At 68.0% G+C, this 24,807-nt stretch carries 21 protein-coding genes; 13 read left to right on the forward strand and 8 right to left on the reverse strand.

Annotated elements, in window-relative coordinates:
• Window positions 1-111 precede the first annotated feature (111 nt).
• The 9 genes from AC1VVG_RS31695 (at window position 112) to AC1VVG_RS31735 (ending at window position 9,188) form a co-directional block, all read left to right on the forward strand.
• Entirely contained in the window at window positions 112-1,695 is a 1,584-nt protein-coding gene (locus tag AC1VVG_RS31695; protein ID WP_049036232.1) for an acetolactate synthase large subunit, read from the forward strand.
• Between the two features lie 49 nt (window positions 1,696-1,744).
• The gene (locus AC1VVG_RS31700) at window positions 1,745-2,557 is read left to right on the forward strand and encodes an SDR family NAD(P)-dependent oxidoreductase (RefSeq protein ID WP_034191831.1); all 813 of its coding nucleotides are present in this window, start codon (window positions 1,745-1,747) and stop codon (window positions 2,555-2,557) included.
• 15 nt (window positions 2,558-2,572) lie between these two features.
• Complete coding sequence (locus AC1VVG_RS31705) at window positions 2,573-3,610, forward strand: WD40/YVTN/BNR-like repeat-containing protein (RefSeq protein ID WP_175027691.1); 1,038 nt, start codon at window positions 2,573-2,575, stop codon at window positions 3,608-3,610.
• A 12-nt stretch (window positions 3,611-3,622) separates the two neighbouring features.
• A complete protein-coding gene (locus AC1VVG_RS31710; protein ID WP_175027692.1) occupies window positions 3,623-4,138 on the forward strand; it encodes a VOC family protein in 516 nt (171 codons plus the stop codon).
• Between the two features lie 50 nt (window positions 4,139-4,188).
• Window positions 4,189-4,794 carry an amino acid synthesis family protein gene (locus tag AC1VVG_RS31715; protein WP_175027693.1) on the forward strand — a complete coding sequence of 202 codons (606 nt, stop codon included), beginning with the start codon at window positions 4,189-4,191 and terminating at the stop codon, window positions 4,792-4,794.
• 26 nt (window positions 4,795-4,820) lie between these two features.
• On the forward strand, window positions 4,821-5,705 hold the full coding sequence (locus tag AC1VVG_RS31720; protein WP_482837420.1) for an alpha/beta fold hydrolase: 885 nt from the start codon (window positions 4,821-4,823) through the stop codon (window positions 5,703-5,705).
• The gene (locus AC1VVG_RS31725) at window positions 5,702-7,330 is read left to right on the forward strand and encodes a bifunctional 3-(3-hydroxy-phenyl)propionate/3-hydroxycinnamic acid hydroxylase (RefSeq protein WP_473375812.1); all 1,629 of its coding nucleotides are present in this window, start codon (window positions 5,702-5,704) and stop codon (window positions 7,328-7,330) included. The genes AC1VVG_RS31720 and AC1VVG_RS31725 overlap by 4 nt, the downstream gene beginning before the upstream one ends.
• Window positions 7,320-7,652 (forward strand): NIPSNAP family protein, encoded by a 333-nt coding sequence (locus AC1VVG_RS31730; protein ID WP_034191827.1) that lies wholly within the window; start codon window positions 7,320-7,322, stop codon window positions 7,650-7,652. The genes AC1VVG_RS31725 and AC1VVG_RS31730 overlap by 11 nt, the downstream gene beginning before the upstream one ends.
• 84 nt (window positions 7,653-7,736) lie before the next feature.
• The gene (locus tag AC1VVG_RS31735; RefSeq protein WP_175027740.1) at window positions 7,737-9,188 is read left to right on the forward strand and encodes an NAD-dependent succinate-semialdehyde dehydrogenase; all 1,452 of its coding nucleotides are present in this window, start codon (window positions 7,737-7,739) and stop codon (window positions 9,186-9,188) included.
• Window positions 9,189-9,230: 42 nt separating this feature from the next.
• Here AC1VVG_RS31735 and AC1VVG_RS31740 read toward each other — a convergent pair whose 3' ends face one another.
• Complete coding sequence (locus AC1VVG_RS31740) at window positions 9,231-9,959, reverse strand: IclR family transcriptional regulator (RefSeq protein WP_034191825.1); 729 nt, start codon at window positions 9,957-9,959, stop codon at window positions 9,231-9,233.
• A 306-nt stretch (window positions 9,960-10,265) separates the two neighbouring features.
• On the opposite strand from AC1VVG_RS31740, the gene AC1VVG_RS31745 reads away from it, so the two are divergent.
• Window positions 10,266-11,321: a porin gene (locus AC1VVG_RS31745; protein WP_124670012.1), complete on the forward strand. Its 1,056-nt coding sequence runs from the start codon at window positions 10,266-10,268 to the stop codon at window positions 11,319-11,321.
• A 28-nt stretch (window positions 11,322-11,349) separates the two neighbouring features.
• Here AC1VVG_RS31745 and AC1VVG_RS31750 read toward each other — a convergent pair whose 3' ends face one another.
• The 6 genes from AC1VVG_RS31750 to AC1VVG_RS31775 all read right to left on the reverse strand — a co-directional run bounded on the left by AC1VVG_RS31750 (window position 11,350) and on the right by AC1VVG_RS31775 (window position 19,198).
• Window positions 11,350-12,498, reverse strand: a complete 1,149-nt coding sequence (locus AC1VVG_RS31750; RefSeq protein WP_482837421.1) for a porin — start codon at window positions 12,496-12,498, stop codon at window positions 11,350-11,352.
• 193 nt (window positions 12,499-12,691) lie between these two features.
• Entirely contained in the window at window positions 12,692-13,255 is a 564-nt protein-coding gene (locus AC1VVG_RS31755) for a cytochrome b (RefSeq protein ID WP_175027696.1), read from the reverse strand.
• A gap of 142 nt (window positions 13,256-13,397) precedes the next feature.
• Entirely contained in the window at window positions 13,398-14,762 is a 1,365-nt protein-coding gene (locus tag AC1VVG_RS31760; protein ID WP_034191821.1) for an aspartate aminotransferase family protein, read from the reverse strand.
• A 62-nt stretch (window positions 14,763-14,824) separates the two neighbouring features.
• Window positions 14,825-16,270 carry an aldehyde dehydrogenase family protein gene (locus tag AC1VVG_RS31765; RefSeq protein ID WP_482837422.1) on the reverse strand — a complete coding sequence of 482 codons (1,446 nt, stop codon included), beginning with the start codon at window positions 16,268-16,270 and terminating at the stop codon, window positions 14,825-14,827.
• A gap of 260 nt (window positions 16,271-16,530) precedes the next feature.
• Window positions 16,531-17,970, reverse strand: coding sequence for an APC family permease (locus AC1VVG_RS31770; RefSeq protein WP_049028482.1), 1,440 nt, complete (start codon window positions 17,968-17,970; stop codon window positions 16,531-16,533).
• 283 nt (window positions 17,971-18,253) lie between these two features.
• Window positions 18,254-19,198, reverse strand: a complete 945-nt coding sequence (locus AC1VVG_RS31775; RefSeq protein WP_034191818.1) for a helix-turn-helix domain-containing protein — start codon at window positions 19,196-19,198, stop codon at window positions 18,254-18,256.
• Window positions 19,199-19,739: 541 nt separating this feature from the next.
• On the opposite strand from AC1VVG_RS31775, the gene AC1VVG_RS31780 reads away from it, so the two are divergent.
• Entirely contained in the window at window positions 19,740-21,068 is a 1,329-nt protein-coding gene (locus AC1VVG_RS31780; RefSeq protein ID WP_482837639.1) for an MFS transporter, read from the forward strand.
• 230 nt (window positions 21,069-21,298) lie between these two features.
• On the opposite strand, the gene AC1VVG_RS31785 is transcribed toward AC1VVG_RS31780, so the two are convergent.
• Window positions 21,299-22,000, reverse strand: coding sequence for a FadR/GntR family transcriptional regulator (locus AC1VVG_RS31785; RefSeq protein WP_069704844.1), 702 nt, complete (start codon window positions 21,998-22,000; stop codon window positions 21,299-21,301).
• A gap of 234 nt (window positions 22,001-22,234) precedes the next feature.
• On the opposite strand from AC1VVG_RS31785, the gene AC1VVG_RS31790 reads away from it, so the two are divergent.
• Both AC1VVG_RS31790 and AC1VVG_RS31795 read left to right on the forward strand, forming a co-directional pair.
• On the forward strand, window positions 22,235-23,779 hold the full coding sequence (locus AC1VVG_RS31790; RefSeq protein ID WP_059562590.1) for a sugar ABC transporter ATP-binding protein: 1,545 nt from the start codon (window positions 22,235-22,237) through the stop codon (window positions 23,777-23,779).
• Window positions 23,772-24,803 (forward strand): ABC transporter permease, encoded by a 1,032-nt coding sequence (locus tag AC1VVG_RS31795; RefSeq protein ID WP_034191814.1) that lies wholly within the window; start codon window positions 23,772-23,774, stop codon window positions 24,801-24,803. The genes AC1VVG_RS31790 and AC1VVG_RS31795 overlap by 8 nt, the downstream gene beginning before the upstream one ends.
• Window positions 24,804-24,807: the final 4 nt, after the last annotated feature.

A 24,807-nucleotide genomic window follows, 5' to 3' on the forward strand; every position in this document is an offset into this window, starting at 1 on the left:
TCCGGGTAAACGAGGATCGGTTTGGCGTTATTCGCGCACTGGCGAGTTTGACAAATCCCGTAATTCGGGATTAAAGTGGTCTCCACTTCATTCAAACCGTCGAGCGGACGCATGAACATCCCACAGTTGGACATCGATGCCGGAACACGAAGCGGGGCGGGCGTCGTGCTCGCCACGGCGCGCGACGCGGGCGTCGACGTCTGTTTTGCGAACCCCGGTACCACCGAGATGCCGTTCGTCGGTGCGCTGGATACCGTGGCGGGCGTGCGCCCGATCCTCGGGCTGTTCGAGGGCGTATGCACCGGGGCGGCCGACGGTTACGGCCGCATGGCCGGCAAACCCGCGATGACGCTGCTGCACCTCGGGCCCGGGCACGCGAACGGCATTGCGAACCTGCACAACGCGCGCCGCGCCCGCACGCCGATCCTGAACATCGTCGGCGATCACACGCGCGATCATCTGAAGTACGACGCGCCGCTCACGTCCGACATCGAATCTCTCGCCCGCCCGGTGTCGGTGTGGTATCGCAGCGTGGCGCGCGCCGCGGATCTCGCGACGGATACGGCCGACGCGATTGCGGCCGCGATGGGCGCGCGGCGCGGCGTCGCGACGCTCGTGCTGCCGGTGGATCTGCAGTCGGTCGCGGTGCGCGGCGGTTCGGTGTCGCCGGCCGTCGTTCGCGCGGCCGCGGTGTCGTTCGACCGAACCCGGGTCGAGCGGGTCGCCGATCAGTTGCTCGGCGGCCGGCCGGCCGTGCTGCTGCTGGGCGGCCGCGCGCTGTCGGCACGCGGGCAGCGCGCGGCGGCGCGCATCGCGGCGGCGACCGGCGCGACCTGCTTCGGCGAGACGTTTCCGGCGCGCGCCGAGCGCGGCGGCGGCCTGCCGGACATCGACCGCCTGCCGTATTTCCCCGAGCCGGCGCTCGCCGCGCTGGCCGGCCGGCGCGTGGTGCTGGCGGGGGCGCTCGCTCCCGTCACCTACTTCGGCTACGAAGGCATTCCCGGCGAACTCGCGCGCCCCGAGGACATCGTGACGCTGGCCGAGCCGGGCGACGCGGCGGACGACGCGCTGGACGCGCTGGCCGCGCGCATCGGCGCGCCGGAGGGCGCCGGCGGCGTGCCCGTCGAGCGCTGGCAGGTGGAAAGCGGGCCGCTGACGCCGCAAGCCGTCGGTCGCGTGCTGGCGAATGCGTTGCCCGACGACGCGATCGTGTCGATCGAGGGCGGCACGTGCGGTTATCCGTTCGTGACCGCGTCGGCGCGCGCGCGCCGTCACACGATCCTCACGAATACCGGCGGCGCGATCGGCCAGGGTTTGCCGGTGGCGCTCGGCGCCGCCGTCGCGTGCCCGGCACGCCGCGTGTTCGCGCTGCAGTCCGACGGCAGCGCGCAGTACACGATCCAGTCATTGTGGACGATGGCGCGCGAGCGTCTGCCGATCATCATGCTGATCGCCTCGAACCGGCGCTACGGCATCCTGCAGACCGAGCTCGCACGCGGCGGCCTGCCGGCCGACACGCCGCACGCGAGCCGCCTGACGCTGCTGGACGATCCGCCGATCGACTGGCTCGCGCTGTCGCGCGGCTACGGCGTACCGGCCGAGCGTACGAGCACGGTGCAGGCGCTGTCCCAGGCGCTCGACGACGCACTCGCGCACACCGACGGGCCGCGGCTCATCGAAATGTGCCTGCCCTGATCGCGCCGCCCGCTGGCTTCTTCACTCCCGACTCTGATCTTTCATCGTTATGGACCTGCAACTCCACGGAAAAGCCGCATTCATCACCGGCGGCAGCATGGGCATCGGCAAGGCGGTCGCGCTCGAACTGGCGCGCGAAGGCGTCAACGTCGCCATTGCCGCGCGACGCCTCGAACACCTCGAGGCCGCCGCCGCCGAGATTCGCGCGACGCTCGCGCCGCTGGGCGACGCGGCCGGCGCGATCCTGCCCGTCACGCTCGACACGACCGACATGGCGTCCGTCGAAGCGGCGATGGCGGCGAGCGTCGAACGTTTCGGCCGGCTCGACATCCTGCTGAACGGCGCCGCGCATCCGGGCGGCCTCGTGCGCGCGGAGCTGGAGCACGCGGATCCGCAGGGGCTGCTCCAGGACATCGACATCAAGGTCGTCGGCTACCTGCGTTGCGCGAAGGCGGCAGCGCCCTACATGCGGCGCCACGGTTTCGGCCGGATCGTCAATGTCGGCGGGCTCACGGGCCGCGGCAGCAAGCAGCTGTCCGGCATGCGCAACGTCGCGATCGTGCACCTGACCAAGACGCTGTCCGACCAGCTCGGCCCGTTCGGCATCACGGTCAACACGATTCACCCGGGCGTCGTCGAGACCCCGCACATTCACGAGCTCTACGAGAAGGAAGCGCGGAAGCAGGGGCTGACGGCCGCGGAGGTCGAGGCCAACTACGTGAAGGTCACGCCGATCCGGCGCGTGCTGCAGCCGGAGGAAATGGGATGGATCGTGGCGTTTCTCGCGTCCCCGAAGTCCGGCTCGATCACCGGCGAGTCGATCGGCTGCGACGGCGGGCTCACGCGCGGCATTTTTCTCTGACACAAGGAGCATCGCATGACTGCAACCGTACTGGTCGCCACCGCCGGACAAGGCATCCTGCGCTCGAACGACGACGGCAAGACCTGGCATCGCCTCGGGCTGGACGAGCCCATCGAGTTCGACGGCATCGTGCGCGCGCTCGCGGTGGACCCCGCGACGCCGTCGCGGGTGTATGCCGGTGCCGATTCGGGGCTGTGCATCAGCGAGGATGGCGGCGCGCACTGGTTTCGCCCCGAGAACCTGCTGAACGGGCAGACAGTCTGGTCCGTCGCGATCGATCCCGCGAATCCGGCCGTGCTGTATGCGGGCACCGGCGCGCCGTCGCGCGCCGCGCTCTACAAGTCGAGCGACGCGGGTCTGACCTGGGCGCGAACGGCTCCCGAGTTCCCGGAGTTCTGTTCGGGCGTCAATCGTCCGCGGCTGCTGACGATCTGCGTGGACCCGGAGGACGGCCGCAACGTGTGGTACGGCGTGGAGGAAGGCGGCGCATGGCGCAGCCGCGACGCCGGTGCGACCTGGACGCGCGTGGACGGCCCCGGCACGGCGATCCGCAACAGCGACATTCATGCGATCGCCGTGCTGCCCGCCGGGCCGCACCAGCCGAAGACCACGGTGCTGCTGACGGTGAACGCGGTGCACGTGAGCGACGACGACGGCCTGACCTGGGACGGCAAGCTGTCGCGCGACCGCTTCGACGGGCTGTACTACACGCGCACGGTCGTCCAGCTGGCGGCGCCCGGCGGCGACCTGCTGATGGCGATCGGCGACGGCACGCCTGGCACGCGCAGCCGTATCTACCGCTCGCCCGATCGCGGCCGTGCATGGCACGAGACGGATCTGCACACGCCGCCGAATTCGACGTTCTGGGCATTCGGCGTCCATGCGGCGCGGCCCGGGCTCGTCTATGCGGGGACCAAGTACGGGCACCTGTTCCGTTCGCACGACGGCGGCCGGAGCTGGACCAAGGAATGGCGCGATTTCAGCGAGATCACGGCCGTGGCGTGGACGCCGTTCGAAGCGCCGCTCGTCGCCCACGCGCAGTCGACGCATTGAGCGGAGCGAGCGATGACCCAGCCTGACCTCCAGCAACGGGCGGCGCATGCGAACGCGCTTGGGCTGCCGCTGCCGGTACCGCGCGTGCAGCGCACGCACCTGTCGCTGTTCGTGCGCGATCCGGTGCGCTCGAGCATCTGGTATGCCGACGTGCTCGGCATGACGGAAACCGCTCGCGGCGAGCAGTGGGTGTTCATGTCGTTCGGCCAGAAACACCATGACATCGCGCTGATTCGCGCGGCGTCCGATGCGGAACTCGGCACGATCGGCCTGCAGCACTACGGCCTCGAAATCGCGGGCGGCCTGACCGAACTGCGTCGGCTGTACGGGATGCTGATCCGTCGCGACGTGCCGATCGTGAAGATCACCGATCACAAGGTCGGGATCGGCGTGTATTTTCCGGACCCGGACGGCAACCGGCTCGAATTCTTTTGCGAAACCGTCACGGACGACGAGGAAGGCAAGCGCGTGCTGCACCGGTACAACGCGCCCAGCGATCCCTTCCAGCTCGAACCGCTGTTCGACTGACGCGCCGTCCATTCATTCCAACATCATCGATACTTTATAGAGGATTACTGATGAGCAAGATCGCCAATTTCGAAGGCTTTCATATCCGCAAGTGGTATACGCAGATCGAGGATTCGCTCGCGAACGAGTCCGGCCAGCTCGCGGACGGCGAGCCGCTGCGCAAGATCGTGATCGCCGCGGCCGTGCACAACCCGTATGCGGGGCGGTACAGCGAAAATCTTGACGATCTCGTACGCCCGTCGCCGGCGCTCGGGCAGGAATTCGCGCGACGCATCGCGTCGCTCGCGGCGGGCCAGGCGATCGAGAGCTACGGCAAGGCGTGCCTGGTCGGCTCGGCCGGCGAATACGAACACGGCAACGCGTTCCTCACGTCGATCTTCGCGGAGCCGATCCGTGCCGCGCTCGGCGGCGGGAAGTCGTGGGTGCCGTCGAGCGGCAAGCGCGGCCCGATCAACACGGTGATCGACGTGCCGCTCGCGCACAAGGATGCGCTCTACGTGCGCTCGCATTACGACACGGTGACCTGCCTGTTTCCCGACGCGCCCAACGACGACGAAGTGCTGGTGATCTTCGCGTTCGCGACGCGCGGCCGCCTGCACGCGCGGCTCGGCGGCCTGAAGGCGAGCGAGATCGTCGGTCGCGACGGCCTGGTGTGAAAGCAGGGGCTGCCGGAGAGCGAATGATGAATACGGTGTCCGTCAAGGATGGATGGGTCGAGAGCGACGGGTTGCGGCTGCACTACGTGAGCTGGGGGCGCGACGATGCGCCGGCCGTGGTGATGCTGCACGGCTTGCGCAGCTACGCGCGGACGTGGGAGCCCGTCGCCGACGCGCTGGCCGACCGCTACCGGGTCGTTGCGCTCGATCAGCGCGGGCGCGGGCTGAGCGACTGGGATCCGCGGCGGGACTATTACGCGGCGGCCTACGTGCGCGATCTCGATGCCCTGGTGCGCGCGCTCGACCTGCGACGATTAGTGCTGGCCGGGCATTCGATGGGTGGCGCCAATGCGTTCGTCTACGCGGCATCGAATCCGGACCGGCTTGCCGGTCTCGTGATCGAGGACATGGGCCCGGGCGCGTCGGCCGGCTCGCAAGGTGCCGAGCGCATCAAGCGCGAGCTGAAGGAAACGCCGGACGCGTTCGCGTCGTGGGACGACGCGCGCGCATTCTGGCGGCATCAGCGGCCGAACATCGCGGAATCCGCGCTCGATTCGCGGGTCGCACACTCGCTGAAGGAAGACGCGCACGGACGGATCGTGTGGCGGCACGACGCCGCCGGGATCGCGGCGGCACGGCTGGCCGCGACGCCGGAGCAGCTCGTCCATCTGTGGCCGCTCGTCCTCAACCTGCACGTGCCCACCCTGCTGTTGCGCGGCGGCGCGTCGGACTTCCTGTCCGCGGAAGTGGCGGCCGAAATGGCGGCCGCCAATGCGGGAATCGAACGGATCGACCTGCCCGGCGCGACGCATTACGTGCATGACGACCAGCCCGATGCATTCAATCGCGCACTGCGATCATGGCTCGATCGTCTCGACGATCCGGCGTGGCGGACGGGGGCCGACGCATGAAGGCGAACAATCCGGAGCGGACCTCGGTCGCTATCGTCGGCGCGGGGCCGAACGGCGTGGCGATGGCGAATCTGCTCGGCCTCTACGGCATCGCGACGGTGATCGTCGAGAAGGCCGCGGAGATCGTCGAATTTCCGCGCGCGGTCGGCATCGACGACGAAGCGTTGCGGATGTTTCAGACAGCGGGGCTCGCCGACGAACTGAGCCGCGACATCATCCAGAACGTGCCGCTGCGCATGTTCAAGGCGAACGGCGAATGCTTTGCCGATATCCGCCCGTCGATCCGCGAATTCGGCTGGTGGCGGCGCAACATCTTCATGCAGCAACTGGCCGAACGAACGCTGCGCGCCGGGCTGGCCCGCTATCCGCACGTGTCGCTGCGGACCAGTCAGGAAGTGGTGGATGTCGAACAGGACGACGGAGGCGTCACGTTGCAGGTGCGCCGCGCGGACGGCCGGCAGTACGCGCTCCAGGCCGACTACGTGGTCGCGGCCGACGGCGGACGCAGCCCGATGCGCGAGCTGCTCGGCGTCATGCTCGCCGGCACGACGCATCCGATCAAGTGGGTCGTGGTCGACGTGAAGAACGCCGGCCTCGACCAGCCTTGCACGGCGCTGAACTGCGACCCGCGTCGCCCGAACGTCTGCATCTATCTGCCGTTCGATTTCCGGCGCTGGGAATTTCTCGTGTTTCCGCACGAGGACGAAGCGGCGATCGCCCAGCCCGACTCGATTCGCGCGCTGATCGCGCCGTACGTCGACGACATCGATCGCGTCGAGATCGTGCGGGCGCGCACCTACACGCACCATTCGCGCGTGGCCGAGCGTTTCATCGTCGGTCGCGTGGCGTTCGTCGGCGATGCCGCGCACCTGAGTCCGCCGTGGATCGGCCAGGGCCTGAACGCGGGCCTGCGCGACGTGGGCAACCTCGCGTGGAAGCTGGCCGGCATCGTCCGTGGCGCGTTGCATCCCGGCGTGATCTCGACGTACGAATCCGAGCGGCGCGATCACGCGAAGGCGATGATCGACCTCGCGGACACCTTTGGCGCGATGCTGATGCCGACCAACCGGCTCGTCGCGTTTCTGCGCGATCGCGTTCTCGGGCTCGTCCGCTTTGCACCGGGGCTGAAGGACTACATCCTGCAGATGCGGTTCAAGCCGATGCCGAGCTACACGCGCGGCATCGTGCTGCCGGGCGGCTCGGATGCGGTCGGCAGGATGATCGTGCAGCCCGACGTCGAAACGGCCGATGGCCTGCGCCGCAAACTCGACGACGTGCTGGGCCCGTGGTTCTCGATCGTCGGCTGGCAGTGCGATCCGCAAGCGTGCCTGAGTGACGACGATCGTGCGTACTGGACGTCGCTCGGCGCGACCTTCGTGCAGGTCAGCCGTTCGCGCAGCGGGACGAGTCGCGCCCGGCGCGTGACCAGCGTGCACGGCAGCGCTTGCGTCGAGGACGTCGACAACGCGCTGGCGGCATGGTTCGACCGGCATGCCGGCCCGCTCGTGGTGGTGCGCCCCGATCGCTACGTGGCGGCGCAGACGGACGCCGCGGGGATGGCCCGCGCGACCGCGGCCTTTCAGGCGTTCGCGCCGCGACAACGGGAGGAAGCGCATGTTTGTTGAGCAACGCACCTATACGCTGGTGCCGGGCGGCGTCGCCGAATATCTGCGGCTGTATGCGGAATGCGGGCGCGCCGCGCAGGAGCGGGCACTCGGCACGATGATCGGCTGTTTCGCGACGGAAGTCGGGCCGCTGAACCAGCTCGTCTATCTGTGGGCATTCGATTCGCTCGACACGCGTGCGCGGCGGCGGGCCGCGCTGATGGCCGATCCCGAGTTCGGGACGTTCCGCGGCAAGGTCCGGCATCTGCTCGTCAGGCAGGAAAACCAGATTCTCCGGCAGGAAATCGGCGGCTTGCTGCAAGCGCCGCAACAGGCGGCGTGACACGACCGTCGCACCGTCCGCGCCCACCGCGCACTTTCAACCGAGGGTACCGTCTTGATTCCGTTTACGCCGCTGACTTCGCGCATGGTGCCTGATGCGTGCGCCGATTATCCGCCGCTTCGTCTGTATGTCGATGGGCGGTTCCTGCCGGCCGACGGCCGGCGCACGCAGCCCGTCGTCGATCCGGGCAACGGCCGCGTGCTCGGCGACCTGCCGCATGCGACGCGGGCCGATATCGACGCCGCCGTGCATGCCGCGCATCGCGCGTTCGCGGCATGGCGCCGCGAGTCGCCGCTCGTGCGCTCGGACATCCTGCGCCGCGCCGCTTCGCTCGTGCGCGAGCGCGCCGAGTCCATCGGCCGCCACATCACGATGGACCAGGGCAAGCCGCTTCGGGAGGCGGTCGCGGAGGTCGTGTCGTCCGCGGAACAGCTCGAATGGCACGCGGAGGAGGGGCGTCGCACCTACGGCCGCGTCGTGCCCGCGCGTTCGCCGGACGTGATGCAGACGGTGCTGCGGGAGCCGATCGGCGTGTGCGCGGCGTTTTCGCCGTGGAATTTCCCGTTCAGCCAGGCGATGCACAAGATCGCGGCCGCGCTTGCGTCGGGGTGCACGCTGGTGCTGAAGGGGCCCGAGGAATCGCCGAGCGCGATCGTCGCGCTCGCGCACCTCTTCCACGATGCGGGGTTGCCGCCGGGCTGCCTGAACATCGTGTGGGGTGTGCCGGGCGACGTATCGACGCAGCTGATCGAGGCGCCGCAGGTGCGCAAGATCTCGTTCACCGGTTCGGTGCCGGTCGGCAAGCGGCTGGCGGCGCTCGCCGCGTCGCACATGAAGCGCATGACGATGGAGCTGGGCGGACACGCACCGGTGATCGTCTGCGCGGATGCCGAGATCGAGCGCGCCGCGACGATGCTGGCCGCGTACAAGTTTCGCAATGCCGGGCAGGTGTGCGTGTCGCCGACGCGGTTCTTCGTGCAACGCGCGGTATTCGACCGCTTCGTTGCCGCGTATCTGGAAGCGGTCGGCAAGATCCGCGTCGGCTACGGACTGGAGGAGGGCGTCACGATGGGGCCGCTCGCGCATGCGCGGCGCGTGTCGGAGATCGACGCGTTCGTCGCCGACGCGAAGGCGAACGGCGCGGCGATCGTCGCGGGCGGCACGCGTTTGCCGGGGCCCGGCCATTACTTCGCGCCGACGGTCGTCGTGGCGCCGCCGCGCGAGGCGCGCCTGATGAACGACGAGCCGTTCGGCCCGATCGTCGGGATCGTGCCGTTCGATGCACTCGACGATGCGCTCGCCGAAGCCAATCGTTTGCCGTTCGGCCTGGCATCGTACGCATTCACGACATCGGCACGCAACGCGCACCGCATCGGCCGCGCGCTCGAGGCCGGCATGGTCAACATCAATCACTTCGGCATGGGGCCGGCGGAGATCCCGTTCGGCGGCGTGAAGGACAGCGGCTTCGGCAGCGAGGGAGGCACGGAGACCTTCGACGGTTATCTGGTCACCAAATTCATCACGCAACTGAACTGACGGTGCGCACGCCGGCGCCCGCGCGCGGCGTCGCGCCAGCCTTCAGGTAGCTTCGCCGATCTGCGCGGTGGCGTCGATCAGCAGCTTGCCGAGCACGTGCTCGTCGAACAGCGCGAAGTGCTCGGCGCGGAAGACCAGCGACAGGCTGCTGTTGATCTCGCCGCTGCTGGCGGTGCGGATCGGGGCGGCGATGCCGACGAAACCGGCGTCGAGTTCGCCGCGCGAGATCCAGTAGCCGGTCTCGACGATCTGCTGACAGTGCCGCCAGAACTGCGTCCAGTCGGCCGCGAACTCGCCGAACGCGGCATTGTGCCGTTCGTGCAGCCGTTTCAGGCGCGCGCGCGACATCGCGGCCACGATCACTTTCGACGACGCGCCCTGGAACAGCGGCATGATGCGGCCGCGGCCGAAACCGAGCTGCAGGTTCTCGGCGCCGGTTTCGTGCATGACGTTGATGATCTGTTCGTCGAACAGCGTCGACACGAGCGCATCGCCGCCGGTGACCTGGACCAGTTTCTGGATGACGGGCTTCGCGGCGGTGAGCGTCGGGTCCGACTGCCGCATGTTGTAGTCGAGATGGATGATGCGCGGGCCCAGCGTATAGCGGCCGTTGGTGCCGACAAGCAGGCCGACGGAAGCCAGTTCCTTCACGTAGCGATAACACGTGGTGCGTGAAAAACCCAGGTGTTCGGCGATTTCCTCGGCGGTCATCGACGTCGCGGACGAAGAGAAGACGTCGAGGATGGACAGCATTTTGGTGAGGCTCGACATGACGTGATCCGGAAATCAGGCGGCTTGCGGCAATGGAACGGGACGATCGGAAACGGCTCGCGCCGCGGTCGCGGGTGACGCGACACATCGGCGACGGCAGGGCCGTAGTCTAACTTAAGTCGTGGCGGCGGCAACGGGACTTGCATCAAGGAACGCGTCTGGCATATGCAAGCGACGGCACGGCGGGTGCTGCGCATCAAATCAATATGGAATCCTATGTTAATGGTGAAAATCGTGCAACCCGACGCGGACTGCGTGCGTCCGGCTCGCGGACGCGACGCGCGAAAATTCGATGAGGAGAAGAAGATGGGAACGTGGTTGAAGATGATGGCGCTGTGCGGCTGCGGTGCCGTTTCGCCGGTGTTCGCGCAGTCGAGCGTGACGCTCTACGGTTCGCTGGACACCGGCATCACCTATACGAGCGACGTCGCATCCGCGCCGCACGGCGGCCGCCAGCTCGCGCTCCAGGCGGGCGTGTCGCGCAACGACGTGTGGGGTCTGACGGGCAGGGAAGATCTCGGCGGCGCCAACTTCGCGGTATTCCGGCTCGAAAGCCAGTTCCAGACATCGGACGGCACGCTGACCGTGCCGGGCTCCGCGTTCAGTTCGCAAGCGTACGTCGGGCTCGGCGGCGACTGGGGCACCGTGACGCTCGGGCGCCAGTTCGATTTCGTCGGCGATCTCATGCCGTCGTTCGCGATCGGCGCGAACACGCCGGCCGGGCTGCTCGCGTGGGGCTTGCCGGCGAACGCGTCGGCGGGCGGCGCGCTCGACAACCGCGTGTGGGGTGTGCAGGTGAACAACGCGGTGAAGTACGTGAGTCCGACGTTCGGCGGTGTCGCGTTCGGCGGCATGTGGGGGTTCGGCAACGTGCCCGGCACGGTCGCGCGTGGCAGCGTGCAAAGCGCGATGCTGTCCTACACGCAAGGTGCATTCAGCGCCGCGCTCGCCTATTTCGGCCAGCACGACGTGACGGCCGGCGGCAATCTACGCAACTTCTCGGGCGGGGCCGGCTACAACGTCGGGGCGTTCCGCGTCTTCGGCATGGTGTCGGACGTCCGGATCAGCGCCGCCGCGCCGCTGCGCGCCACCACCTACGACGCCGGGTTGACCTATGCGGTCACGCCCTCGTTGCAGCTCGGCGGCGGTTTCCAGTACCAGCAGCGCGGCGGGGACATCGGCTCGGCCAACCAGATCACGCTGAGCGCCGACTATTCGCTGTCGAAGCGCACCGGGCTGTACGCTGTGTTCGCGCGCGGGCACGACAGTGCTTACGGCGCCCAGGTCGAGGCCGCGCTCGGCGCAGCGGCGGCAGGCGCGTCGCAGACGGCGGTGCGCGTCGGGGTGCGGCATCAGTTCTGACCGCACGGGAAAGCCCGGGTTGCCGCGCTCAGAACCGGTGCATCATCCCGATCCGCAGCGCCAGCTGGTTGCGGCCCGACGACTGCCCGGCCGTGCCGAGCACGTGCGCATAGTCGAAGTCGGTGCCGGTGTTGCCGGTTGCATGCTGGTACGCACCCTGGATGTAGGTCGAGGTCCGCTTGCTGAGGTCGTAGTCGAGCATCATCGACAACTGGTGCCAGCTCGGCGATACGTCGCCGGCCGTCGTGGCGACATGCGCGTGCGTGAACGTATAGGCGGCGCCGAGCCAGAGGTCCGGCCGGAAGAAATACTGGCCGTTGACCTCGAAGTTGTCGAATTTCCACGCGTTCTGCGTGCCTGCCGCGGGCGGGTTCGCGAAGTAGAGATTCGACTCGGGGTGGGTCACGTCGACGTGCGAATACGCGGCGGAGAGCGTGAACGTGTCGCTGAACTTGTATGACGCGCCGGCATCGATGTTCTGCTGCGAGCGGCCGCTGAATACCGTGTCGTCGCTCGACAGCGCGCCGCCCGCGGTCGCGCCGCCGTTGTTCGCCTTCAGGTAGGCGACGGCGGCGGAGAACGCGCCCATCTGGTACTGCACGGCCGCGCTGTAGACGCGGTTTCGCGCGAAGCCGCCCGCCTGGTTCGAGAGGCCGTAGAGCACTTCGCCCTTGAAGCCGGCATACGTGGGCGACACGTACTTGACGCTGTTCTGGATGCGGTAGTCCCAGTCGGCGTTGTCGTTGTCGTACGGGTGCGCGCCGAAGTCGCCGAGCCAGTTTCCGGTGGCCGTGAACGGGCTCCACATGTCGAGCGTGGGGTCGTACTGGCGGCCGAGCGTGAGCGTGCCGAACCGGTCGGAATCGAGTCCGACATAAGCCTGCCTGCCGAACATCCGGGACGTCACGCCGAGCGCACCCGTACTTGCGTTGAAGCCGTTTTCGAGCTGGAACAGCGCTCTCAGGCCGCCGCCGAGGTCTTCGGTGCCTTTGAGTCCCCAGTTGCTGCCGACGGTGTCGCCGCTGACCATCTGGTAGGCCTTGCTGCCGCCCGCGTTGCTCGTGAAATTGACGCCTTCGTCGATCAGCCCGTACAGCGTCACGCTGCTCTGCGCATGGGCCGTCAGGCCGAATCCCATCGCGCCGGCGGCCGATACGGCCGCAATCATCTTCTTCATCGTCGATCTCCAGGTGAGCGCCGGATTGCCGGCGCGGTACCGGTTTCGAGGGCGTGCAGGGGCATCGGACGCCCGAACCGGTCCGGTAGTAGTTAGTAAAACGAAGCAAGGAAAATGCAGGAAACCGGGCCGCCGTCACCAGGCGGCCCGAAGGCGAATCCCGACCGGGCCGCGCGCCCGGACGGCGGCGGCGTTACAGCATCCGCCGCAGCACGTCGTTTTCCGGATTGCGGTCGAAGAACCGGTGTTTCAGCGCGCCGAGAACGTGCAGGACGATGAGCGCGAGCAACGTGTAGGCCAGCGTCCGGTGCAGCCACTGGAACGCCTCGAACCAGTGGTCATTTTTCGGCAGCAGTTCAGGCACGCGGAACAGGAAGAACGGCACGCCGTCGCTCTGCGTATAGGTACTGGACATCGAATAACCCATCAGCGGCACGACGATCGCCAGCGTGTACAGCAGGATGTGGCCGATCCTGGCGAGCTTGCGGTCGAGCCTCGGCAGGGTCGCAGGCAGCGGCGGCAACGGCTTCATCGAGCGGATCGCCAGTTGCGTGACGACCACCAGCAGCGTGAGCACGCCGAATTCCTTGTGGGTCGGGTAGTACCAGTCGAATTTGGCCGGCAGGTTGTCGTCGAGCCGGACCATGGTCCAGCCGGTCCACAGCTGCGCACCGATCAGGATCGCCCGGGCCCAGTGCAGCAGCCGAAGGGCGAGCGGGTATTTCTCCACCGTGAATGCAACGGCCTGGTTTTCCATTTGGCGTGTGATCCTCGAAAACGAAATAACGGCGGGCGGGGCGCCGGGCATCGACGTCCCGCGAGGGTGCCCATCGGCGCGCGGGGGCATGGCCATGCGCACGAACCCGGGATGCCGGGCCCGCGCACGAAGGCCGGCGGCGTCAGGCGATCGACCGCGAATCCGCGCAGCACGCCTGCAGCGCCTCGCGCAGCGTGACCGCGATGAAGTCGGCTTCGTCCGGCAGCAGCGTCAGCGGCGGCGACATCACGACCTTGTTCGCGATCGCGCGGACCAGGACCCCGCGCTTGCGCGCGGCATCGGCCACGCGCGCCGCAAACCCCTGGCCCGGGTCGAGCGGCGTGCGGCTGGCCTTGTCGGTCACCAGATCGAGCGCCAGCATCAGCCCCTTGCCGCGCACGTCGCCGACGGTCTCGAAGTCGGCTTTCAGCGGCTGAAGCTGCTCGAGCAGGCGCTGGCCGACCCGTGCGGCATTGCCCGGCAGATCCTCGGCTTCGACGATGTCGAGCACCGCGAGCGACGCGGCGCACGCGAGCGGATGCCCGCTGTACGTGTAGCCGTGCATGACCACATGCGAGAAGCCCGCGCCGTGTTCGATCGCCTGCGCGATGCGCCCGTTGTACAGCGTCGCGCCGAGCGGCACGTAGCCGGCCGAAATCCCCTTGGCGACGCACAGGATGTCGGCGGCGACGCCCCAGCCGCGACTGCCGAGCATGCTGCCGGTCCGGCCGAAGCCCGTCACCACCTCGTCGGCGATCAGCAGGATGCCGTTGCGGTCGCATACGTCGCGCACGCGCGCCCAGTAATCGGCCGGCGGGACGATCAGGCCGCCCGCGCCCTGGACCGGTTCCGCGACGAACGCGGCGATGGTCTGCGGACCGTGGAACGCGATCGTTTCCTCGAGCTGTCCGATGCAATGCTCGACGAGCTGCTGCGGATCGTCGCAGTTCCACGGGTTGCGATAGAGCCAGGGCGTATCGAGCAGCACGCAGCCGGGCAGCAGCGGGCCGTGATTGTAATGGTAGACGCCGTTGCCGCCGATCGACGTGCCGCCCATGTGCACGCCGTGATAGCCGTTGCGCAGCGACAGGAATTTCGTGCGCGACGGCTCGCCCGCGGCGATCCAGTACTGGCGCGCCATCTTGAGCGCGGTTTCGATCGCGTCGGATCCGCCGCTGCCGAACATCACGCGCTGCATGTCTTCCTGCGCGAACATCGCGCACAGGCGGTCGGCCAGGTCGTAGACGCGTGGGTGGGCGACGCCGTCGAAGGTCTGGTAGTACGACAGTTCGTCCATCTGCCGGGCGATCGCGCTTTTCACTTCCGGCCGGTTGTGGCCGACGTTGACGTTCCACAGGCCGCCGACGCCGTCGAGCATGCGGTGGCCTTCGACGTCGTACACATAGTTGCCGTCGCCGCGCGCGATGACGACGGTGGGGGTCGTATGCCCGGCGGCCGCCGAGCTCATCGGATGCCAGAATCGTTTTTGACGCGTTTGATAGTCCATGGTGTCTCTCGTCTCTCTTACGAAGTGCTTGAACAGGAGGCGGCGCGGTGTGCGCCGCGGGATCACAGGGCTGCGGTGACGATCTTTTCCTCGAGGTACGAATCGAGCGCGGCCTTGGACAGGTCGCGCCCGATCCCGCTTTGCTTGGTGCCGCCCCACGGCAGGCGCGCGTCGATCGGGCTCCACGCATTGATCGCGACGGCGCCGACGTCGAGCCGCTCGGCGACGCGGTGCGCGGTGCCGACGTCCTGCGTCCACACGGAAGCGGACAGGCCGAACGGCGTGTCGTTGGCGATGCGAACCGCCTCGTCCTCGGTGTCGAACGGCATGACCATGCCGACCGGGCCGAACACTTCGTCACGGGCGATCCGCATGCCCGGTTGGACGCCGCCGAGCACCGTCGGGCGCATGAAGCAGCCGCGCGGCGGCAGCTGTTCGTCGCCGGCCAGCAGCACGGCGCCTTCGGCGAGCGCGCCGTCGACCAGCGCGCGGACGCGTGCGAGGTGACGCGGGTTGATGAGGGCGCCCATCTGCACGCCGGGCTCCGACGGCGGACCGACGCGGATCGCGCGGGCCGCATCGGCGAGCCGCGCTTCGAGTGCGGGCGCGATCGAGCGATGCGCGAGCACGCGCGAGCCGGCGGCGCACGTCTGGCCCTGGTTCGCGAACATGCCGGCCATTAGCGACGGGATCGCACGGTCGAGATCGGCATCCGCGAAGACGATCTGCGCGGCTTTTCCGCCCAGTTCGAGCGTGACGCGCTTGAAGGTCTTCGCCGCGGCGCCTGCGATCGCGCGGCCCACTTCGGTGCTGCCCGTGAAGCTGATCTTGTTGACGAGCGGGTGCGCGACCAGTGCGGCGCCGACTTCCGCGCCCACGCCGTGGACGATATTGACGACCCCGGCAGGGAGGCCGGCTTCGCATGCGAGTTCGCCGAGCCGGGCCACGGCCAGCGGCGCATCCTCCGACGGCTTGACGACCACCGTGCAGCCGGCCGCCAGCGCCGGCGCGAGTTTCCACACGGCGATCATCAGCGGCGCGTTCCACGGGATGATCTGGCCGGCCACGCCCACCGGCGCACGCCGCGTGTAGCTGAGCGTCGGGCGGCCCATGAAGCCATCGGTCGGAATCGTGCGGCCCTCGAGCTTGTCGGCCCAGCCGGCGAAGTAGCGCAGCGTGTCGATGCACATCGGAAGGTCCATCATGCGCATCTCGGCGAGCGGCCGTCCTTGCTCGACGGCGAGCAGCTGCGTCAGCGCATCGCCGTCGCGTTCGACCAGGTCCGCCAGCCGCAGCAGCCAGCGGGCTCTGGCCGGCCCGCCCGCGCGGGCCCACGCGTCGTCGTGCAGGGCATCGTGCGCGGCACGCGCGGCGCGATCGACGTCTTCGGCGCCCGACGCGGGCACCGCGGCGACGTAGTCGCCCGTCGCCGGCGCAAGTTTTTCGAAGGTGCGGCCGGCGGAGGCATCGCAATGCCGGCCGCCGATCAGATTCTGAATTTTCATCATGGTGTCCGTGTTTCCCAGGGGCGAATCGTCGGGCCGAACCGGTGGCGGCGAGGGCAGCGGCCACGGTGCGGCTTCAACGTCGCTTTCACTGTATGTCGATGAAATCGCGGGCCTTGTCCGCTATCGGCAATCGTTGCGAGGCGATCGGGACAGGGAATACCCGCGCCGGCGCGACGCAGTGGGCGCGGGTCGCCGGCACCGGGACAGCGTCGACGGGGCGTCGTGCGACGGCGGTGCCGTGCGGCACCGTCCGGGGGCGGCTACTGGACGGCGCGCCCGAGTGCGCGGTACAGGTCGGGGTCGCTGCGCTTCAATCGCAAGGCGGCGCGGATGCCGAGCGCGCCGACGGCGACCAGGAAATACGGAAACATCGCGACAAAGGTGGAATCCGATCCGCTCAGCACGGACAGGTTGCGTACGACCAGCACGAGGCAGGCACCGAGCGCGATCATGCTGACGAGCGGCGCGATCAGGCGGTGCACGACGCTGGCATCCCGGCGATCGCGCGCGAAGAACGCGATCACCGAGGCCGCCACGAGGATCTGCACCGCGATGATGCCGATCGTGGCCAGCGCGCTCATCCACGAGAACACGACCGCGAACGGGTCGAGGCGAAAGGCGGCCGATCCGGCGATGGCCGCGAGCGCGATCAGCGTCTGCACTTTGCCGGCGACGTCGGGGCAGCGATGCACGGGGCACGTATGGCCGAGCTTGCGCCACAGCACACGTTCACGGCCCATCGCGTAGAAATAGCGCGTGATCGTGTTGTGGAACGACAGGATGGCCGCGAACAGGCTCGTGACGAGCAGGACGTTCATCGCGTCCGTCGCGATGCCGCCGAGCAGCCGGCCGCTGACGGCGAACCAGAGATTGGCCGGGTCGTGGGCCGCCTGCGCGGCGATCCGGCTCTCCCCCCATGCCTCGACGATCGCCCACGACGACAGCGCGTAGAACGCCATGATGAGAAGCACGGCAACGTAGGTCGCGCGCGGAATCGTGCGCTTCGGGTCGCGTGCCTCCTCGGAGAAGATCGCCGTTGCCTCGAAACCCATGTACGAGCCGAGGACGAACACGAGCGCGGTGCCCAGCCCGGGCGCGAACACCGTCGACGGGCTGAACGGTTTCGCGCTGAAGCCGCCGGTGCTCGCGCCGTGCGCGACGATCGCGAGATCGAGCAGCATCACGATCGCGATCTCGCCGATCATCAGCATGCCGAGCAGCCGGCCGCTGAACTCGATGCGCCGCGCGCCGCAGACATGGACGGCGACGACGCAGGCGAGCGCGAACGCCCACCACGGCACGTCGACGCCGTAGTGGCGCTGGATGCTGTCGTTCAGGAAGAAGCCGAACATGCAGTAGATCGCGATCTGCACCGCGTTGTACGCGACGATCGCGACGAACGCGCCACCCACGCCGGCCGGACGTCCGAGCCCGTTCGCGATATACGCGTAGAACGCGCCCGCATTGGAGATATGCCGGCTCATCGCGGCATAACCGATGCTGAAGATCAGGTACATGATGCCGGCCAGCACGAATACGCCGGGCACGCCGGGGCCGTTGCCGAGCGAGAATGCCGCGGGCGTCGCGCCGACCATCGCGGTGAGCGGCGCGGCCGCGGCGACGACGAAGAAGACGATGTGTGAGAGTCCGACCGCGTTCCTGCTGAGCCCCGCGTCGGACCGGGATGACGATTCGTTCATGAGTAGTCCCGCTGACCGGATCGTCCATCAGGAATCGACACCGGCATGTCTGATCAATATCCCGGTGCCGCGGGCCGATCCTGACGAACCGGCCATGGAGGCTGATGTCCGCCGGCGACACCGGTGTGCGCTTGGCCGGCCGCCCGGTGCAACGCACCGCGGAGCAGGCCGACGACGCAATTTACGGTGCCGAAAAACCGGGCGTTGTCCGCTATCGGCAATCCGCATGCGTCGGGCGGCAGGGGATTACCCGGATGCGGCGTCACGGCGCTTGCGCACGGACTCAGCTCAGGCGCGGCGTATGCGACGGCAACTCGTGGAAATGTTGCTGGTAGTACGCGGAGAAGCGCCCGAAGTGGCAGAAGCCGAATTGCGCCGCCGCGTCGCCGATGCGTATCGTCTCGGGCGTCGTCATCAGGAAGCGCCGCACCGCGTTCAGCCGGATCGAGCGGAGGTAGGCCGTCGGCGTCGTGCCGACGACGTTCTGGAAGCTGTATTGCAGCGTGCGGCGGCTGATGCGCAGGTGGTGGCAGAGATCGATGACGGTCGGCACGTCGTCGCTGTCGAGCGCGATCTCCTGGCTGCGGCGCACGATGTAGCTCTGCGTCGACGCCGACGGCAGCGCGCCGGCGCCGGACGCGTCGGTCTGCACGAGGTCGAGCAGGATACCGACGACGCTGTGCGCGAGCACGCGTTCGTCGAACGCATCGCGCGCCGTGAGCGAATCGCGGTCGAGCGCCTGGCAGAGTACCTGCTCGAGGCCGTCCAGTGCATCGCGGTAACGCGCGGGCGCGATGGGGAGTACCGGCTGCTGCAGGATGCGCGCCGGCAGGTGCGCGAGTTCGTCGACCTCGCGATCGGCGGTAAGGGTGCGATCGATCGTGAAGGCGAGCACTTCGGTGTCGCTCGGAAGGTGCGCGACGAATTCCTCGCCGCCGCGCAGCGTCAGCAGGCTCGGGCGCTCGACGGTACGGCCCTGGACCACCGGCGCAACCGCACTGGCGATCGGCAGTGCGAAGCAGAGCCGGCCGCGCGGCGCGAGTCCGTGCTGCATCACGCGCTGGTTGATGCGTTCGCGAAAGACGTGAAAGCGCTGGCCGGCGACCTGGCGCAACGTGGTCGTGGCCGTGCCCGGACTGATCTGATCGTAGTGCTGCGACCAGTTTACGATCGCCTGCGAATGGAGGAACACATCCGAGAAGCACAGTGTTTCAGCGTGCAGGTTCATGGCGTGGCTAATGCATTCCGTCTCAAATTCGACGCCGGCCGAAGCCGGCTCATGCTGCCAGGCGCGGGCAGCGGGCTCGCGCCATGCGCGCGGTTCGCCTGGATGGCTTCCGAAGGTGCCGTACGACGCGGCCAGTTTCCCCGACGATCATATCCAGAAAAAAACACGGGGGGAGGCGATCTCAACCCTCGGGGATCTATTTTTTGTAAATCTCATTATAGGGGATTGTATTTATTTCTATGATGGGGTTTACATAGGGTGTCGCGCGATACCTTGCACGCGGGAAAGAGGGCCTGGTGATCGAGTTTTTTCGATATTTATTACGAAACTGACGGGTTCGGGTTGCGGCGGCATCGCGTGCGTAGCGTCCAACGGCCTCTCTCGTGTTAACTACCGATAAATACCGAATGGCGGGATTTGTATAATCATCCGGTAAAGCTTCGCCCGCTCGTGCGCGCACAACGTGTGTCGACGCCATCGCTGGCGGCCCCCACGCAATGCAAACGAAGGTCGACGCATTTCCACATACCGGGAGCGGTCCATGTCCGAGTCATCCCCTGCCTTCTTGTATCGTCGGATCGCGCTGCGCGTGATTCCGTTTCTGTTCCTCTGCTACGTCGTCAACTTCGTCGATCGAGTCAACATCGGGTTCGCCAAGCTGCAGTTCCTGCAGGACCTCGGCTTGAGCGAAGCCGTATTCGGCTCCGCCGCGGCCATCTTCTTCATCAGTTACGCCGCATTCGAGGTGCCGAGCAATCTGCTGCTGGCGCGCATCGGCGCGAGCCGCACGCTCATGCGAATCATGGTGCTGTGGGGCCTCTGCACGGTCGCGCAGATGTTCGTGACCGGCAGCGCGTCGCTGTACGTGGTGCGTTTTCTGCTCGGCGCCGCTGAGGCCGGCTTCTTTCCGGGCCTGATCCTGTACCTGTCGTACTGGTTTCCGGATACGGTGCGCGCCCGTGTCAACAGCGTGCTGCTGCTCGCCGTTCCGGTCGCGGGGATGATCGGCGGGCCGCTGTCCGGCTGGATCATGGCGCACATGCAGGACGCGATGGGGTTGCGCGGATGGCAGTGGCTGTTTCTGATCGAAGGGTTGCCGGCCATCGCGCTCGGGCTGGTTGCGCCGCTGATGCTGAGCGACCGGCCGGAACAGGCGGCATGGCTGTCGCCGTCGGATCGCCAGGCGCTCCTGCGCGACCTTGACGCGGAGCGGGCCTCGGCCGTGATCGGCCATGGCCCGGTGGGCGTTCTCGACATCGTCCGCAACGCGCGCGTGCTGGGGCTGGCGGCGATCTATTTCTGCGTCTACGTCGGGATGGGCACGGTGACGTTCTGGTCGCCGACGGTGCTGAAGGCGGCCGGGGTGACGGGCGTTGCCGGAATCGGTTGGTTGTCCGGACTGATTTCCGCATTTACGATGATCGGCAACGTGGCGATCGCATGGAGTTCCGACCGGTACGGCGAGCGCCGGTGGCATACGGTGGCCTGCATGCTCGTCACCGCGTGCGCTCTGCTGTTCCTGCGCTTCGCTGTCGGCCATGTCTGGCTCACCGTGACCTTGCTGGCGATCGCGCAGCTGTGCGCGTTCACCGTGCCGATCGTGTTCTGGACGATTCCGGCGGCGCAACTGACCGGGCGGGCGGCGGCGGCGGGCATCGCAGTCATCAGCATGCTGGGTTCGCTCGGCGGCGCGTTCGGTTCGTGGCTGGTCGGCGCCCTGTTTGCGCGGACCGGCGCGCCGTATGCCGGGCTCGCGGTGGTCGCGGGGCTGCTGGTGGTGGGCTCGGTGCTGGTGACGAGCCTGGTCCCGCGCTCATTGCCGCCGCGCCGCACGGCGAGCGAACGGGCGGCGTTGCAGGGCGTTGAATAGCGCGTGGCCGGGCCCGCGTGTCGCGGCGCCAACGGCCTGCCCTCGGCGTCGCGGGCAGCGGCTCGCGCGAATCGGCCGGACCCGGTCGGCGTGACGCGCGATGACGCTGCCGCGTTTACGCGACAAGCGCCGGAATTTTTTCAGCGGAGATCCGGACGGAGATTGGGACGGATATCGGGCCGGCCTCGTTTGGCAACGCGTTCGCCCGCATGTGCCGACGCCCGCAGCAGTCAATCCGGCTCGGCTTTCAGGCCACCCTCGATCCACCGCGCTTCGGACGCGCGAAGATGCGCGCGGATGGCCGTCTGCGCCGCGATCGGATCGCCGGCCTGCAGCGCGAGGAGCACGTCCTCGTGCTCGCGCACGGCGGCCGTCCACGTCTGCGGATTTTCCGCGTGGCCGCGCATCGCGGTCGCGATCGGATCGTGGCGGCTGTCGAACAGCTCGCCGACGAAGCGGGTGAGCACCGAATTGCCGGCGGCTTCCGCGATCAGCATGTGGAACTGCCGATCGGCTTCGACCGGCGATTTGCCGGCTTCCGCGAGCCGCTTCATGCGCTGAAGCGTGCGGCGCAGGCGGTCGAGCATCGCGGCCGTCATCCGCGCGGCGGCCAGCGCGGCCACGCTGCCTTCGATGGCCGCGCGGGCCTGCATCAATTCCGACGGACTGTCGCCGAGCGTGACCATCGTGCCGACATCGTCGGCCGCCGTGTCGCGGACATAGACGCCCGAGCCCATCCGGATCTCGATCTGCCCGCCGATTTCCAGCGCGATCAGCGCCTCGCGAAGCGACGGGCGCGATACGCCGAGCGTCAGCGCCAGCTCGCGCTCCGGCGGCAGCCGCTCGCCGATCGCGAATTCGCCCTGGCGAATCAACGCGACGATCTGGGCCGCGACCGATTGGTAAAGCCGCTTGGGTTCTGTCGATTTCATCCGATGGATTGGGGTCAATGCGCTTTCGGCGCAAGCGCGTGTCGCGGAGTCTATCACGCCCGCCGCATCGCCCTTTGCAGCGGCGGGTTCATCCGGATGTCCGGGTTTTCACTATTGGTAAGATCGGGATTGAGATAGTTAAATTGGTTTGACCAAAATGGGTTTGATTGATGTAATCCCTCCAAATTGGACTGACCAGACGAAGCCGAGGTCGATCCGCCCCCAGGAGACGCAATGGCATTGCCTCGCAATCTGCCCGGCCAGGCCGCGCAGGACGAAACCGACCGGGAGATCCTGCGCCTGGACGGCATTCGCAAGCGCTTCCCCGGCGTCGTGGCGCTCGACGGCATTCGCCTCGACCTGCGCCGCGGCGAGGTGCATGCGGTGTGCGGCGAAAACGGCGCGGGCAAATCCACGCTGATGAAGATCATCAGCGGTCAGTACCTGCCCGACGAGGGCGTCGTTCACTATCGCGGCGCACCGGTGCAATTCCGTTCGGCCTCCGAAGCGCAGGCGGCCGGCATCGCGATCATTCACCAGGAACTCAATCTCGTCCCGCACCTGAGCGTGGCGGAGAACCTGTTCCTCGCGCGGGAGCCGCGGCGCGGGCCGTTCGTCGATACGAAACGCATGAACGCGGACGCGGCGCGCTGCATCGCGCGGATCGGCCTGAATGTCGCGCCGACGACGAAGGTCGGCGTGCTGTCCATCGCGCAGCAGCAGATGGTCGAGATCGCGAAGGCGCTGTCGCACGACGCGCGCGTGCTGATCATGGACGAGCCGACGTCGTCGCTGACGGAGTCGGAAACGGTGCAGCTGTTTCGCATCATCGAGGAACTGCGGGCCGACGGCGTGGCGATTCTGTATATCTCGCATCGCCTCGACGAAATGGCGCAGATCGTCGATCGCGTGACCGTGCTGCGCGACGGGCGCCATATCTCGACGGACGATTTCGCCGACGTGAGCCTCGACGACATCGTCGCGCGCATGGTCGGACGCACGCTCGACGACGCCTATCCGTCCCGGCAATCGGTGCCGACGGACGACGTGCTGCTCGACGTGCGCGCGCTGCGCCGGGACGGCGTGTTCGGACCGGTGTCGTTCGCGTTGCGCCGCGGCGAGATCCTGGGTTTCGCGGGATTGATGGGCGCCGGCCGCACCGAGATCGCCCGCGCGATCTTCGGCGCGGATCGCCCGGACGGCGGCACGATCGCGCTGCACGGCCGGCCCGTGACGATCCGCTCGCCGCGCGAGGCGATCCGGCACGGCATCGCGTATCTGTCGGAGGACCGCAAGAAGGAGGGGCTCGCGCTGCCGATGCCGGTCGCGGCGAACCTCACGCTCGCCAACGTGCGCGGTATCTCGTCGCGCCTGGGCTTCCTGCGCTTCGACGACGAGCTCGAGGTGGCGCGCCGCTACGTGCAGGACCTCGCGATTCGCACGCCGTCCGTGCACCAGCGCGTGCGCAACCTGTCCGGCGGCAACCAGCAGAAGGTCGTCATCGGCAAATGGCTCTACCGCGGCTCGAAGATCCTGTTCTTCGACGAGCCGACGCGCGGGATCGACGTCGGCGCGAAGTTCGCGATCTACGGGCTGATGGACCGGCTCGCCGCCGACGGCGTCGGCGTGGTGCTGATCAGTTCGGAACTGCCCGAACTGCTCGGCATGACCGACCGGATCGCCGTTTTTCACGAAGGTCGGCTGACCGCGTTGCTCGACACGAAACACACCAGTCAGGAGGAGATCATGCACTATGCGTCGGGGCGTTCCCATGCTTGAAATGACATCCGATCGGAGCCAGGCCGACGAGCGGGCGGCGCGACAGCGGCGGCGCGACCTGATCCAGAAGTTCGCGGCGCTGGGCAGTCTCGTCGTGCTCGTGTTCGCGTTCTCGATATCGAGCGCGGCATTCTTCTCGGTCGACAACCTGATGACCGTCGGCCTGCAGGTGACCTCCATCGCCTATCTGGGCGTGGCCGCGACCTGCGTCATCATCACGGGCGGCATCGACCTGTCGGTCGGCTCGGTGCTCGCGCTGGCCGGCGTGTGCGCCGCGCTGCTGGTCAAGGCGGGCGTGCCGGTGCCCGCCGCGATGGCGGCCGGCATCCTGGTCGGCGCGCTGTGCGGGCTCGTCAACGGCATCTGCGTGACGCGCATGGGCCTGCCGCCGTTCATCGCGACGCTCGGCATGATGCTCGTCGCGCGCGGCATCGCGCTCCAGATCACGGGCGCCCGGCCCGTATCGGATCTCGGCGACGCGTTCGGCGCGCTCGGCAACGGCGCGCTGCTGCGGATCTCGCACATCGGCGCGGACGGGTTCCCCGACACGACGTTTCCCGGCATTCCGTATCCGGTCGTGATCATGATCGTGCTGTTCGTCGTGGTGTCCGTGCTGCTGTCGAGGACGTCGCTTGGCCGTCACATCTACGCGGTCGGCTCGAACGCCGAGGCGGCGCGGCTGTCGGGCGTGAACGTCCAGGGCGTGAAGCTGTTCACCTACGTGCTGTCCGGCGCGCTCGCGGGCGTGACCGGCTGCGTGCTGATGTCGCGGCTCGTCACCGGGCAGCCGAACGAAGGCGTGATGTACGAGCTCGACGCCATCGCCAGCTCGGTCATCGGCGGCACGTCGCTGATGGGCGGCGTCGGCACGATCTCCGGCACGGCGATCGGCGCGTTCGTGATCGGCGTGCTGCGCAACGGCCTGAACATGAACGGCGTGTCGAGCTTCATCCAGCAGATCATCATCGGCGTCGTGATCCTGGGCACGGTCTGGATCGACCAGTTGCGCAATCGCCGGCCCTGACCGG

It is taken from the genome of Burkholderia sp. L-4 (genome assembly GCF_056856535.1).

Coding starts and splice junctions, on each gene's coding strand:
- AC1VVG_RS31715 (WP_175027693.1), top strand. CDS start 4,189: ATGAGCAAGATCGCCAATTTCGAAGGCTTTCATATCCGCAAGTGGTAT.
- AC1VVG_RS31795 (WP_034191814.1), top strand. CDS start 23,772: ATGCTTGAAATGACATCCGATCGGAGCCAGGCCGACGAGCGGGCGGCG.
- AC1VVG_RS31755 (WP_175027696.1), bottom strand. CDS start 13,255: ATGGAAAACCAGGCCGTTGCATTCACGGTGGAGAAATACCCGCTCGCC.
- AC1VVG_RS31695 (WP_049036232.1), top strand. CDS start 112: ATGAACATCCCACAGTTGGACATCGATGCCGGAACACGAAGCGGGGCG.
- AC1VVG_RS31750 (WP_482837421.1), bottom strand. CDS start 12,498: ATGAAGAAGATGATTGCGGCCGTATCGGCCGCCGGCGCGATGGGATTC.
- AC1VVG_RS31765 (WP_482837422.1), bottom strand. CDS start 16,270: ATGATGAAAATTCAGAATCTGATCGGCGGCCGGCATTGCGATGCCTCC.
- AC1VVG_RS31725 (WP_473375812.1), top strand. CDS start 5,702: ATGAAGGCGAACAATCCGGAGCGGACCTCGGTCGCTATCGTCGGCGCG.
- AC1VVG_RS31785 (WP_069704844.1), bottom strand. CDS start 22,000: ATGAAATCGACAGAACCCAAGCGGCTTTACCAATCGGTCGCGGCCCAG.
- AC1VVG_RS31760 (WP_034191821.1), bottom strand. CDS start 14,762: ATGGACTATCAAACGCGTCAAAAACGATTCTGGCATCCGATGAGCTCG.
- AC1VVG_RS31735 (WP_175027740.1), top strand. CDS start 7,737: ATGGTGCCTGATGCGTGCGCCGATTATCCGCCGCTTCGTCTGTATGTC.
- AC1VVG_RS31790 (WP_059562590.1), top strand. CDS start 22,235: ATGGCATTGCCTCGCAATCTGCCCGGCCAGGCCGCGCAGGACGAAACC.
- AC1VVG_RS31730 (WP_034191827.1), top strand. CDS start 7,320: ATGTTTGTTGAGCAACGCACCTATACGCTGGTGCCGGGCGGCGTCGCC.
- AC1VVG_RS31770 (WP_049028482.1), bottom strand. CDS start 17,970: ATGAACGAATCGTCATCCCGGTCCGACGCGGGGCTCAGCAGGAACGCG.
- AC1VVG_RS31775 (WP_034191818.1), bottom strand. CDS start 19,198: ATGAACCTGCACGCTGAAACACTGTGCTTCTCGGATGTGTTCCTCCAT.
- AC1VVG_RS31745 (WP_124670012.1), top strand. CDS start 10,266: ATGGGAACGTGGTTGAAGATGATGGCGCTGTGCGGCTGCGGTGCCGTT.
- AC1VVG_RS31705 (WP_175027691.1), top strand. CDS start 2,573: ATGACTGCAACCGTACTGGTCGCCACCGCCGGACAAGGCATCCTGCGC.
- AC1VVG_RS31700 (WP_034191831.1), top strand. CDS start 1,745: ATGGACCTGCAACTCCACGGAAAAGCCGCATTCATCACCGGCGGCAGC.
- AC1VVG_RS31780 (WP_482837639.1), top strand. CDS start 19,740: ATGTCCGAGTCATCCCCTGCCTTCTTGTATCGTCGGATCGCGCTGCGC.
- AC1VVG_RS31740 (WP_034191825.1), bottom strand. CDS start 9,959: ATGTCGAGCCTCACCAAAATGCTGTCCATCCTCGACGTCTTCTCTTCG.
- AC1VVG_RS31710 (WP_175027692.1), top strand. CDS start 3,623: ATGACCCAGCCTGACCTCCAGCAACGGGCGGCGCATGCGAACGCGCTT.
- AC1VVG_RS31720 (WP_482837420.1), top strand. CDS start 4,821: ATGAATACGGTGTCCGTCAAGGATGGATGGGTCGAGAGCGACGGGTTG.